The following is a 12584-nucleotide window of genomic DNA, read 5'->3' as shown; positions in this document are numbered from 1 at the left end:
ATGAGTCTCAATTGGATGCGCCACTTTGAGTTGCAGCTTCTTGACGATGACGGCAAAGGAATCTCGCTGTCGGACCTGAAAGTAACCTTCGAAATTGAGAAAATGCCCAACACCATCTTTAACGGTTTTGTCGGCAATTTCAAAATTTACAACCTTTCCCCGGAGACGCAGAATCGAATTACCGGGAAGGAGTTTAAAAAGGTTCGCGTCATTGCCGGATACGATGGAGAGCCGGACGCTCAGGGTAACTATCCTGATAAAAACATTGGACTGATTTTTAACGGCGACATCCGATTTACGATAGCCGGGAAAGAGAACATCACCGATTCGTGGGTGTTGCTTCAGTGCCTTGATAGCTGGGAGGGGCATCTTAACGCCAGCGTCAAAACGACAGTTGCCGCAGGCTGGAAGTATTCGGACCTGTTCGAAATCGGCATGAAGTCCTTCGATCCCTACGGCATCAAAACCGGCAGCGTGCCGGAAATGCCCGACACCGTTTTCCCGCGTGGCCGCGTGATTTTTCGTTCAACCAGCGTGCTGATGAACGACATTGCGCAAAAATGCGATGCCAACTGGTGGTATGAAAACAACCAGGTAAACATGGTGCCGCAAACGAAGTACATTCAGGAGGCGGTGGTTTTAAACGCGAATACCGGGCTGATCGGCATGCCTCAGCAGACAATGGGCGCGGGGGTAAACGTTCGCTGCCTGATCAATCCAAACATTAAGCTTGGCGGCCTGATACGCCTCGATCAGCACTCAGTGTATCGCGCGGCGCTGTCCAATGAGCAGATTGCAGGCACGCAGGGAACTGGTGGCCGGTTGAGCGAAACGGAAACGGACGGCAACCTCTATGTGGGCGGCCTTACAGGCTCACAGCCCGCATCGATTAATACCGACGGTGATTACATCGTAGGCAGCATCAATTATACTGGGGACACTCGCGGGCAAGCCTTTTATATGGACCTGCTCTGTCTCGCTAAAGGAAGTGCTGATCTACAATCTAATAGCACAATCAATAAGGTGTATTGAGATGAATTTTTTAAAGTTAGCGCCGTTCCTATTCGCCTCTTTATTTGCTTCTACGGCTTATGCTGACTCTCAATGTGGCCCCTTCCACTTAGGGACCAGCAAATCAGACGATGGCTGGTCCAGAATTAACGGTCAAAAGCCCGAGACCCAAAAGCTGACATTCTTGAAGCAAAAGGGCGATTACAACAACGTCATGATGCAATGGATGCTACCGGATCCGAAGGTAGGTCGTTACTTGGGCATTGACTATGTCAAACGTGACAACAAAGCCATCCTCAACGTCGAAGTCGTCCGCACCAACATGAACCAGCCGCGCGAGTTCTGGACGTATGACTGCGTGAAGGTGAAATCATGAAATTTTTTTTAGCTGCTTTATTGTTACTTCCTTTTGTATTGCAAGCAGGAACGATGCAGGATTTTTTCCACAACCATCCTGACTTGGACAATAACTTACCCATACATACTGCCATATCAAAAGCGTCTCGTTTCGAGGCAGCCGGCTATGCCCGCCGCGAAGGTGGTGATGAAGATCAACTCATGAAAAATAAAGGCGATCAGTTTGCCGTCTTAGGCTTCAGAAGGATTAAGAACGCATGCCTTTATCCAGAGTCTGCCGCCGCTTGGGGATTATCCCCTGAAGATTGCAAACTGGTATCAGGCACAAATATTTAGTATTAGGAGTGGGAAATGTTCAACGACAGCGACCATGAAACGAATACCAGCCTGAGCAAAGACGACATCAAGGTTGTTCTGGATAAAATCGGGTCTGACCTTGAGGATGCTCTTGAGCATCTTTATCGCGGCGGCAGTGGTTGGTATTCGCTGGATCGGTTACACAGCATCGGCAACATCTGCGATGCTGCACTTCGAGGTGTGGTCACCAAGCGGTGATTCAGTGCCGTTCTCACATTTGTTTTTAAATGACCCGCCGAGCGCGGGTTTTTTTATTCCCGGAGAAAAGTATGCCGGTACCGCTAAATTCCCAGCTCGGCAGTGAGCAGCACCTTGATACCGCACTGGCTAAAGAAATCATGAGCACTCTGCGGGTAGCGATGCCCGGCATCATTCAGTCATTCGACCCCGACACTGTGACGTGCGTTGTTCAGCCGGCGCTGAAAGGTGCAGATGCTGACGGCGCCGGAAACCCAGTTTCGCTGGATTTGCCGCTGATGGTTGACGTTCCGGTTGTGTTCCAGCGCGGCGGCGGCGTCACGCTGACTTTCCCTGTAGAAGCTGGCGATGAGTGCCTGGTCATTTTCGCGGACCGCTGCATCGATTTTTGGTGGCAAAGCGGTGGCGTGCAGGAGCCGATTGATTCTCGCATGCACGATTTATCAGATGCATTCGCCTTCGTCGGCCCGCAGTCGCAGGCGCAGAAAATCAGCGGCATCAGCATGACCGGCGCGCAACTGCGTACCGATGATGGGGCGGCGTTCGTTGAAGTGTCAGCAGGCCATGACATTACCGTTAAAACGCCCGGTAAGCTGAAGGCCAGCGCGGAGGGCGGTACCGAAATCACATCCCCGACCATCGTATTAAACGGCGCTGTGACGATAAACGGCACGCTTAGCCAAGGATTAGGGGCTAGCGGCGGCGGCGCGACGATGCTGGGGCCAATCAGCGTAACCAATGATGTGACCGCTGGCGGCAAGAGCCTACAAAATCATGTTCACGGCGGCGTTCAGACGGGCGGTGGCCAGACGGGGAAACCATCATGAGATATCGACGCGAAGACGATAGCGGCGATTACACGTTCGGGCAGGGCGATAACACCTTTCTGGTTAACTCGCCAGAGGCAGTGGCGCAGGCTGTTAAAACTCGGTTTAATCTCTGGCGCGGCCAGTGGTTCCTTGATGCGACAGCCGGAACGCCTTACATCCAGTCAGTTCTCGGCAAGCAGCCACCCGACGTCTACAACCTGGCAATTCGCCAGCACATTCTTGAGACGCAGGGCGTTGCCTCAATCATCTCCTTCGACACTACCGTAGACACCAAAACGCGGCGCGTCTCATTTGCGGCGACTATTGATACCATCTATGGGACTGCCACAGTAACAAGCGAGGCATAATGGCTCTCAATCTTGACACACTGGGGTTATCGGCGACGGTAACAGCTCAGGGGATCAGCGCGCCTGATTACCAGACAATCCTCACGACTATCACCGGCTATTTTCAGCAGATTTATGGAGCCGACGCTTATCTCGAACCAGACAGTAAAGATGGCCAGATGGTTTCTCTACTGGCGTTAGGTATCCATGATGCGAACAATGCGGCCATAGCCGTTTATAACTCGTTTTCCCCGGCAACCGGTATTGGCAACGGGTTGTCTAGCAACGTAAAAATTAACGGGATCTCACGTGACCCCGCAAATAGCTCAACGGTTGATTTGCTGCTGGGCGGTGCTATTGGCCTGGTGATCAATAACGGCTCTGCGCGAGACACCAATAACATTCTTTGGACGCTTCCGCCGTTGGTAACCATAGGTATTGATGGCACAGCCCTTGTGACGGCAGTATGCGCAACTGCTGGCGCCGTGGCCGCGCTGCCTGGCACCGTCACACAGATTGCAACGCCGACCCGTGGTTGGGTATCGGTAACTAACCCGAGTACTGCGACCGTTGGGTACCCCGTTGAAAGCGATGCGGCATTACGCCGTCGGCAGGCTCAAAGCGTAGCTTTGGCATCAGTGACCCCGTTTGAAGCTCTCGATGGTGCTATCGCGAATGTTGACGGCGTTCTTCGGCATAAGCTTTATGAGAACGACACCGGGTCGGTTGATTCTAATGGGCTGCCACCTCACTCAGTGACAGCCGTGGTAGACGGTGGGGATGCGACGGATATCGCGACAACAATTGCCCGAAAAAAAGGGCAGGGCGTAACTCCGAATGGTTCTACTGTCATTGTTGTGCCTGATAAATACGGTAATCCACATAACGTAGGTTTTAACCGGCCAGTCATAGTTCCTGTATTTGTGGCTATCGAAATCAAAGCATTCACCGGCTATACGACACAGATCGGTAACGAAATAGCACAGGCCGTGGCCAACTATATCAACAATCTCGAAATTGGCCTTTCCGTCCTCCTTAGTCGCGTGTATTCCCCTGCAAACCTCGGCGTTGTGAGCGGAGGGGATAGTCGATATTACGATATTCACAGCCTAGAAATTGGTCGGTCTGCTAGTGGCGTGACTGCTGCCAATATCAACATAGCTTACAGTGAAGTAGCGTCTTGTAACGTCTCGAACATCGCCATAACGGTGACCTGATGAGTAAATACACCGCTCTAATAACTAACTATCACTATACCAAAGAGAAATTTCGCACTCACATTGATTTAACAACACGTCCATTTGTTGATACATCGGGCGCAATAAATAGTCTGATTAGTGCGTTTGATATCGATAATGCAGTCGGGGTACAGCTCGATATTCTTGGGCAGTGGATTGGTCGAACGCGTGTTGTGAGCCAGCCTATTTCAGGAATTTATTTTTCCTTCGACACGGAGGGGCTTGGATACGATCAGGGTGTTTGGCAAGGGCCATTCGACCCAGACGCCGGGTTTACCACCTTAAGTGATGATGTTTACCGTATTGTTCTAAAAGCCAAAATTGCAATAAACCATTGGGATGGGACGAATGAGTCATTGCCTGCAATTATCGATACAGCATTAGAAGGTTCAGGCCTGAAAATGCAAATTATCGACAATCAGGATATGACTATTTCTCTCTGGGCATTTGCAAAGGACGGGCTAGATTCTGTATCCCTAGAATTGCTTGCTGCAATTAGACAAGGGTATCTAACCGTAAAAACGGCCGGTGTTTACTCCGGTGAGATTATTACACCTTCGATAGGCGATCTGTTTTTTGGATTTGACTTAGAAAATGAATTTATAGCCGGATTTGATAACGGCGCATGGGAGATGAATCTATAATGCCAACCAACGATTTTAAATCTTTTGCTACGGGCGTTAATGCTAATGTGACCAGTCAATCAGATTATATAGCGCTTCCTGCTATTTCATCTGGATTTACAGCTGGTAAAGCGTCCTCCGCTCAAATTAACAAATCCATAAGACAGGCGACTGTAATGTCGTCCGTTCTTGCGCAATTTATCGCAAACTCAAGCGGGAATGACGTTCTTGATAATGGAGACGCGACCACAATTTTAAATAATCTTGTGGTGGCTTTAAATTCGAATGGGGCGAAATCATTTCTCCAAACGACTAAAAGCCTATCGGAAATTAAAGACGCGGGCGTTACCGCCCAACAAGCTGCAATTGCCAACCTTGGCTTGATAAATAAGGGAATGAAACAGTTTACCTCGAGCGGTTCATTTACTGTTCCCGTTGGAGTGTCAACAATCTACGTCTCTGGCTGCGGCGGCGGTGGCGGCGGTGGTGGTTCTCAGACATCAATAAACACTACTGTCGCGGGTTCAGGTGGTGGGGGAGGTGCTGGCTTTGTTATCCGCCAACCTCTAACCGTTACTCCGGGTCAGACTTTGACCGTAACCATAGGGACTGGCGGGACTGGTGGCGCAGCGGGAGGCGGGACAGGCGGATCCGGAGGCACAACTAGCATGGGTTCCATTGTTAACTTGCTTGGCGGCGGCGGTGGCTCGGTGGGGCAATCACTTGCTAATTCAGCTTCTGGCGGATCGCCTGGTAACTTATCAGGAACCATCACCGGCGGTTGGGGGGGCGACAGTCAAAGCGTAGAGGGTGGCGGTGCTTATGGAGGAATGGGGGGGCAGTCACCATTTGGGGCAGCGGGCGCAACTGTTCGAGGGAATTCTAGTCCTTTGGCTGGGCAGCCCGGTCAGGGGTTTGGTGCGGGTGGTGGTGGTGCAGGTGGAGGAAATACAAATGCGGCTCACCAAGGAGCGAGAGGTGGGGATGGCGCTCCGGGGTTATTAATTATTGAGTGGTAATACTCATTTAATAATTTAAGCCAGAGTTAATTTAAATTCATTTAAACAACAAGGATAAATCATGCCTTCGTATGCGCTCATAAAAAACGGCAAAGTTACAGATATTATACTTTGGGATGGGGAGGGCGTTTTTGAATTCGATCCGGATGTTCAAAGCGTTCAAATACCCGATGGAGAGGATTGTAAAATAGGGTGGCCCTATTCAAATGGTTTATTTATTTCTCCAAAGTTGCCAGAAATACCGACACCAACGAAGCAGGAATCTATATCTCAAGCTGACTCTCAGAAACAAATAATTATTTCAACCGCAAGCCAATCAACTCAAATACTACAAACGCAGCTTCTACTTGGGATTATCAGTGACGCGGACAAAGAAAAACTAACATTGTGGATGAAATACATCCAAGCCGTTCAGGCTGTCGATACCAGCAATGCCCCCAATATCAAATGGCCTGATCAACCCTCAGCTTAACTTTCTTTCCTTCCTGATCAGCGGTATACCGGTAGTTTTCAAAATCGAGCTTCCCAACCCAAAAAACTCATGATTATACTGTATGTATGAACAGTGCTTTGTGGGCGGTGGATTATGGGTAGAAGATACGAAATTGACGCAGCATTCAATTCAGCAATCAAAATGAGCGAGAAGGGCCGCCGCACGGTCTGTACCGTGGATTTTGTTGCTGAATTGGAGAAGGTGAACTGGCGCTGGGGCCTGAAAGAGGCAAACCAGTGGATCGAGATAAACGTCAGCACATTCCGTGATGTTTCCGAGATTGAGGGTGAGCAACGCACCTTCATGCTCTACAACCCAAACGGAGGCCGCTGATATGGGTTTTCCATCTCCTGCGGCTGACTATGCGGCCAATAAGATCACCCCAAACGACGCATGCCAATGGTTTGGCAAGCCGAGCCAGTACATGATGCGGGCGGGGGAAACCAGTTGGCGCGCTGGCATTAAAAAAGACGCCATGCTGATTCTCGATGCTTCACGTAAACCCTGTGAGGGCAGCATAGTAGTGGCTGCGATTTGTGGCGAGTTTGTGCTTCGCCGCATGCACTTTCACCCGACCCTGTGCCTGGCGTCTCTAGATCAGCCTGAAGAAGTGACGTTAATCGATGGCGGGGATTGGGAGGGGGAAGAAACGCAGATTTTCGCTGTGGTGACTCACGTGATTAATGACACGACGACGGCTGAGTTTGACGATACTCCGTTCATATGAAAAGCGGTGAGGGTTTAGCCTGATCGATAGCACCTCACCGCGTTGCAATGTAGAATCCCCGCCTAAGAGAAAAATTTAATTTGTACATAGCGTTGTACATAGTTGAGATAAAAACAATGAGTAACCTGAGTTTAGCCGCAGAAATAGCCTCTCGACGCACTTTTGCAATCATCTCTCACCCCGATGCGGGTAAAACGACCATTACTGAAAAAGTGTTGTTATTCGGCAACGCCATTCAGACTGCCGGTACGGTAAAAGGCCGTGGTTCTAATAACCACGCGAAATCCGACTGGATGGAAATGGAAAAGCAGCGTGGGATTTCCATCACCACCTCGGTGATGCAGTTCCCTTATAAACAGTGCCTGGTGAATCTGCTCGATACCCCGGGACACGAAGACTTCTCCGAAGATACCTACCGCACGCTGACGGCCGTTGACTGCTGTCTGATGGTGATCGATGCCGCGAAAGGCGTCGAGGATCGTACCCGTAAGCTGATGGAAGTCACCCGTCTGCGCGATACGCCGATCCTGACCTTCATGAACAAACTCGACCGCGACATTCGTGACCCGATGGAAGTGATGGACGAAGTGGAGCGTGAGCTGAAAATAGCCTGTTCACCGATCACCTGGCCTATCGGTTGCGGCAAACTGTTTAAAGGCGTTTATCACCTTTATAAAGACGAAACCTACCTGTACCAAACAGGTAAAGGCAGCACCATTCAGGCAGTGCGTATTGTTAAAGGGCTGAATAACCCGGATCTCGACATCGCTGTGGGCGAGGATCTTGCTAAACAGCTGCGTGAAGAGCTGGAGCTGGTGCAGGGCGCTTCGCATGAATTTGATCATGAAGCCTTTATCAGCGGCGACTTAACGCCGGTCTTCTTCGGCACTGCGCTGGGTAACTTCGGCGTGGATCACATGCTTGACGGTCTGGTGGAGTGGGCGCCTGCGCCGATGCCGCGTAAAACCGATCTGCGTGAAGTGAAAGCCGACGACGAGAAATTCACCGGTTTCGTGTTCAAAATTCAGGCTAATATGGACCCGAAACACCGCGACCGCGTGGCATTTATGCGTGTGGTTTCCGGTAAATATGAAAAAGGCATGAAACTGCGTCAGGTACGTACCGGCAAAGACGTCGTTATCTCTGATGCGCTGACCTTTATGGCGGGCGACCGTTCGCACGTGGAAGAGGCTTATCCGGGCGATATTATCGGCCTGCATAACCATGGCACCATTCAGATCGGCGATACCTTTACTCAGGGTGAGAACATGAAGTTCACCGGTATCCCGAACTTCGCGCCAGAAATGTTCCGTCGTATCCGTCTGCGTGACCCGCTTAAACAGAAACAGCTGCTCAAAGGGCTGGTCCAGCTTTCCGAAGAGGGCGCAGTTCAGGTATTCCGCCCAATCGCCAATAACGATCTGATCGTGGGTGCGGTGGGTGTGCTGCAGTTTGAAGTGGTCGTGGCGCGTCTGAAGAGTGAATATAACGTTGAAGCGATTTACGAATCAGTCAACGTCAGCACGGCGCGCTGGGTTGAATGCAGTGACGTGAAGAAATTTGAAGAGTTCAAGCGTAAGAATGAGATGAACCTGGCGCTGGATGGTGGCGATAACCTGACCTATATCGCACCGACCATGGTGAACCTGAATCTGGCATCAGAGCGTTATCCTGAAGTAATTTTCCGCAAAACCCGCGAGCATTAATTTCTCTTTAATTGCGAGATCTGCACCTAAAGACGGCCTCTGCGCCGTCTTTTTTTATCCATATTTCCCTTATTTTCGATCACCCGTCACATTTTTGTTGTACGTTCTCTCCGCATTTTGGCCGAAAAACAAGCAAAAATACCGACATTTCTTAGGACTTGTCTGCATTCGGGCCTGTAATCAATGATCTTCCTACTGTTTTGCGCATTCTTGACTATATTAAATGTGTGTTCAAGAAACGGTGGCTTAAAGCACTGCTTTGAAGTCACGATGCAGAGAGTTATATCGAAAGGCGATGAAAAGCCCGAATAAAACGAAGTACTCTGCTACTAAGTTAAAACTCAGCAAAACATTTTGTTAGAAGCGCCACCAAGAATGTGGCGTACAGAGCCCGCGATTAGGGCTTATAAACTGAAAGGAAGAAATCGATGAAAAATTCTAAATTTGCCTATTCCATGATGGCTGTTGTTCTGGGTACCGCAGTGATGAGCGGTAGTGCATTTGCTGCAACCACAACTGATAGCGCAGGTGCAAAAATCGATAGTTCCATGAAGAAAGTTGATAACTACATGGGCGACAGCTCTATCACAGCAAAAGTGAAAAGCGCCTTGGTCGACGATAAAGCGATCAAAAGCAGCGATATCTCAGTAAAAACGGATAGCGGCGTTGTCACGCTGAGTGGTTTTGTCGGTTCACAGGCAGAAGCTGAGCAGGCTGTTGCCGTAGCAACCAAAGTTGAGGGGGTGAAATCCGTCAGCGACAAACTGCATACCAAAGACAGCAAAGATCAGTCCGTGAAAGGTTATGCCGGTGATACCGCCACCACGACTTCCGTGAAAGCGAAACTGCTGGCTGACGATATCGTCCCATCACGTATGGTGAAAGTTGAAACTACCGACGGCGTTGTACAGCTGTCCGGTTCTGTAAAAGATCAGGCTCAGTCTGACCGTGCAGAAAGCGTTGCTAAGACCGTTGACGGCGTGAAAAGCGTTAAAAATGACCTGAAAGTCGCACCATAAGCTTTTCGGTTAAACAGTAAAATGTTGAAATTGCACTAAAGATTGCCCGCTACAGGGCGGGCAGTCTGCTCTTAAGAAGTCAGCATCAACACACTATAAAACAGAACACATGGGGCTTTAGGTCCTGAGAAAGTTGCCAGTTTTTCTTCCACTTTCATTTTTACAGCTATCTTTAAGAGGTAAGCATTTTTATTATCCGGCCAAAACGGGTTTTAAGAAGCCAAATAGAAAGGTTAGAAACCGGGTTCAGGCCCGAATTATTGGGTACACCATGTGATTGGGCAAAAGTTAAAATAGGGTAAGGAGAAGCTTATGTTTCGTTGGGGCATTATATTTCTAATCATCGCGTTAATCGCGGCGGCACTTGGTTTTGGTGGTCTGGCGGGTACAGCTGCCTGGGCTGCAAAAATCGTCTTCGTAGTGGGTATCATTCTGTTCCTGATCAGCCTGTTTACCGGACGTAAACGACTCTGACATTCCGACGGAAAGAATAAACACTGAGTAGACTCCTGCCGGAGATTAGGTCGTACACTGTTAAACCGAATGTGGTTAACAGAAAGTAACGATTTAATCTCCGGTATTTTATTAGAAAAGCACCGAACTGAAAAAGACAAGGTATGCTCTGAGGTGAGGCCCATAGATTTTGCGGCCTGTTCACTGAGGGGAAAGCGTTGGGATACAGAATACCTGTCACGCTTGGCAATATTGAACCGCTGGCGTACAAACCTTACAAACCCGGCAAGATTGCGCTGGTCTGTGAAGGCGGGGGGCAACGCGGGATTTTCACCGCGGGCGTGCTGGATGAATTTCAGCGTGCGGGTTTCAATCCGTTTGACTTGTTTATCGGCACTTCAGCGGGTGCACAAAATCTCTCGGCCTTTGTTTGCGGCCAGCCGGGTTACGCGCGACGCGTTATCACCCGTTATACCACCAGTCCTCACTTCTTTAATCCCCTGCGCTTTGTGCGTGGCGGGCACCTTATCGATCTCGACTGGCTGGTGGATGAAACCTCCAAAAATATGCCGCTTGCAATGGACTCAGCCGAAAAGCTGTTGATCGATGGCCGTGAATTCCTGATGTGCGCCTGCCGCAGCGATGATTACACCGCTAACTATTTTGCGCCGACGCGCGAAAACTGGCTGCCGGTGATTAAAGCGTCCAGTGCCATTCCTGGTTTCTACCGCATGGGTGTGGATCTTGACGGTATCAGCTATCAGGACGGCGGCATCAGCGACGCTATTCCGGTTGAAGAAGCTTACCGACGTGGCGCGGATACCATTGTTGTCATCCGTACCGTACCGTCGGCGATGTTCTACACGCCGCAGTGGATGAAGCGCATGGAGCAGTGGCTGAGCGAAAGCAGCCTGCAACAGCTGGTGCGCATGATGCAGCATCACGAAAGTAGCTATCACCGCATTCAGCAGTTCATCGAGAACCCGCCGGGCGATCTGCGCATCTTTGAAATTTTCCCGCCGAAGCCGCTGGCCAGCCATGCGTTGGGCAGCCGTTTACCGGCGCTGAATCAGGATTATCACCTCGGTCGCCGCTGCGCTCGCTATTTCCTGTCGGCGGCCTCGCACTGGTTTATTCCCCGTGAGAACGAGCGTCCAATGCCCTTTATCACGCCGCGTAAAACCCGGCCGAAGCGCGTGGTGGTCCCGGAGGCGAATCCGGACAATATCATTCCGATCGCCGCTGCGGTAAGCAGTGTCGGGCAGATCATTCTTGATCCTGCCGTGCTCACCGATATGGTAGCTGACGGCGGCATGGTGCGTCCGGCAGCCAGCGCATTTTATGATGACATCCAACACGCCGCTCACAACGAATTGCCGCACAATGAAGAGAGCAGCTATAACGAAGGCGAAAACCTGTGAGTTTTCACCTGATCGATACGCACTGCCATTTCGATTTCCCTCCGTTTACCGGCGCTGAAAAGGAAAGTCTGCAACTGGCGGAGGCGGCCGGTGTGTGTCAGGTAATCGTCCCGTCGGTGACTGCCGACCGTTTCCAGGGCGTGCTGAAGCTGGCAAAAAAACATCCGCAGATTTTTGCCGCACTTGGGCTGCACCCGATATACGTTGCTCAGCATAAAGATGCTGATCTTGAGTTACTCGACTCATGGCTCTCCAACCGGGACACCAAACTGGTGGCGGTGGGGGAGATCGGTCTGGATCTGTATCTGGAGCAGCCGCAGTTTGAACGCCAGCAACGGCTACTGAAAGCGCAGTTCGCGCTGGCGAAGCGGGAGAATCTGCCGGTGATCCTGCATTCACGCCGCAGTCACGATCAGCTCGCGGCGATGCTGCGTCAGGCTCAGCTTCCGGCAACGGGTGTGGTTCATGGTTTTGCCGGCAGTCTGTCGCAGGCACTGGCGTTTGTGAAACTGGGTTTTGCGATCGGCGTCGGCGGTACCATCAGCTACGAGCGGGCGCAGAAAACCCGCAACGTGATGGCGCAACTTCCTCTCTCTTCTCTGCTACTGGAAACTGATGCGCCGGATATGCCTTTGCTAGGTTTTCAGGGGCAGCCAAACCGGCCGGAACGTGCAGAGTCGGTCTTTAACGTTCTGTGTGAGCTGCGCAGCGAACCCCCGGAGCAGATTGCCGAGGCGTTGCTCGACAACACCCGCCGCGTTTTTACCCTGCCTGTCTGACTACTTCCGCTTATCTCACATCCGCGT

General features: G+C 50.8%; 17 protein-coding genes. All 17 read left to right on the top strand.

The genetic code is table 11. From position 1 onward, the window contains the following. The 17 genes from ACZRKO_RS13790 to ACZRKO_RS13710 all read left to right on the top strand — a co-directional run bounded on the left by ACZRKO_RS13790 (position 1) and on the right by ACZRKO_RS13710 (position 12557). On the top strand, positions 1-1032 hold the full coding sequence (locus ACZRKO_RS13790; protein WP_463737825.1) for a baseplate hub protein: 1032 nt from the start codon (positions 1-3) through the stop codon (positions 1030-1032). 1 nt (position 1033) lies between these two features. Further along, a complete protein-coding gene (locus ACZRKO_RS13785) occupies positions 1034-1387 on the top strand; it encodes a hypothetical protein (RefSeq protein WP_463737824.1) in 354 nt (117 codons plus the stop codon). Then, positions 1384-1704 (top strand): hypothetical protein, encoded by a 321-nt coding sequence (locus tag ACZRKO_RS13780; protein ID WP_463737823.1) that lies wholly within the window; start codon positions 1384-1386, stop codon positions 1702-1704. Before ACZRKO_RS13785 ends, ACZRKO_RS13780 begins: the two co-directional genes overlap by 4 nt. Positions 1705-1719: 15 nt before the next feature. Further along, on the top strand, positions 1720-1923 hold the full coding sequence (locus tag ACZRKO_RS13775; RefSeq protein WP_463737822.1) for a hypothetical protein: 204 nt from the start codon (positions 1720-1722) through the stop codon (positions 1921-1923). 71 nt (positions 1924-1994) lie between these two features. Continuing rightward, on the top strand, positions 1995-2750 hold the full coding sequence (locus tag ACZRKO_RS13770) for a Gp138 family membrane-puncturing spike protein (RefSeq protein ID WP_463737821.1): 756 nt from the start codon (positions 1995-1997) through the stop codon (positions 2748-2750). Next, positions 2747-3100: a contractile injection system sheath initiator gene (locus ACZRKO_RS13765; RefSeq protein ID WP_463737820.1), complete on the top strand. Its 354-nt coding sequence runs from the start codon at positions 2747-2749 to the stop codon at positions 3098-3100. The genes ACZRKO_RS13770 and ACZRKO_RS13765 overlap by 4 nt, the downstream gene beginning before the upstream one ends. Next, the gene (locus ACZRKO_RS13760; protein ID WP_463737819.1) at positions 3100-4296 is read left to right on the top strand and encodes a baseplate J/gp47 family protein; all 1197 of its coding nucleotides are present in this window, start codon (positions 3100-3102) and stop codon (positions 4294-4296) included. Before ACZRKO_RS13765 ends, ACZRKO_RS13760 begins: the two co-directional genes overlap by 1 nt. Then, a complete protein-coding gene (locus tag ACZRKO_RS13755; RefSeq protein ID WP_463737818.1) occupies positions 4296-4961 on the top strand; it encodes a baseplate wedge 1 family protein in 666 nt (221 codons plus the stop codon). The genes ACZRKO_RS13760 and ACZRKO_RS13755 overlap by 1 nt, the downstream gene beginning before the upstream one ends. Then, complete coding sequence (locus tag ACZRKO_RS13750) at positions 4961-5959, top strand: glycine-rich domain-containing protein (RefSeq protein ID WP_463737817.1); 999 nt, start codon at positions 4961-4963, stop codon at positions 5957-5959. The genes ACZRKO_RS13755 and ACZRKO_RS13750 overlap by 1 nt, the downstream gene beginning before the upstream one ends. A gap of 61 nt (positions 5960-6020) precedes the next feature. Next, positions 6021-6431: a tail fiber assembly protein gene (locus ACZRKO_RS13745; RefSeq protein ID WP_463737816.1), complete on the top strand. Its 411-nt coding sequence runs from the start codon at positions 6021-6023 to the stop codon at positions 6429-6431. Positions 6432-6593: 162 nt separating this feature from the next. After that, a complete protein-coding gene (locus ACZRKO_RS13740) occupies positions 6594-6785 on the top strand; it encodes a DNA polymerase V (RefSeq protein ID WP_463737815.1) in 192 nt (63 codons plus the stop codon). A gap of 1 nt (position 6786) precedes the next feature. Beyond that, positions 6787-7179, top strand: a complete 393-nt coding sequence (locus tag ACZRKO_RS13735) for a HumD family translesion DNA polymerase (protein ID WP_463737814.1) — start codon at positions 6787-6789, stop codon at positions 7177-7179. Positions 7180-7295: 116 nt separating this feature from the next. Continuing rightward, positions 7296-8885, top strand: a complete 1590-nt coding sequence (gene prfC / locus ACZRKO_RS13730) for a peptide chain release factor 3 (RefSeq protein ID WP_463737813.1) — start codon at positions 7296-7298, stop codon at positions 8883-8885. 428 nt (positions 8886-9313) lie between these two features. Then, positions 9314-9904, top strand: a complete 591-nt coding sequence (osmY, locus tag ACZRKO_RS13725) for a molecular chaperone OsmY (protein WP_463737812.1) — start codon at positions 9314-9316, stop codon at positions 9902-9904. A 312-nt stretch (positions 9905-10216) separates the two neighbouring features. Continuing rightward, positions 10217-10378, top strand: a complete 162-nt coding sequence (locus tag ACZRKO_RS13720) for a DUF1328 domain-containing protein (RefSeq protein WP_101075078.1) — start codon at positions 10217-10219, stop codon at positions 10376-10378. 197 nt (positions 10379-10575) lie between these two features. After that, on the top strand, positions 10576-11778 hold the full coding sequence (locus tag ACZRKO_RS13715) for a patatin-like phospholipase family protein (RefSeq protein ID WP_463737811.1): 1203 nt from the start codon (positions 10576-10578) through the stop codon (positions 11776-11778). Further along, positions 11775-12557 (top strand): TatD family hydrolase, encoded by a 783-nt coding sequence (locus ACZRKO_RS13710; RefSeq protein WP_463737810.1) that lies wholly within the window; start codon positions 11775-11777, stop codon positions 12555-12557. The genes ACZRKO_RS13715 and ACZRKO_RS13710 overlap by 4 nt, the downstream gene beginning before the upstream one ends. The last annotated feature ends 27 nt before the right edge of the window (positions 12558-12584 follow it).

This window comes from Ewingella sp. C233, from assembly GCF_055407225.1.
The sequence above is the reverse complement of the archived record's forward strand: the minus strand, read 5'-3'. Positions and strand labels throughout refer to the sequence as shown.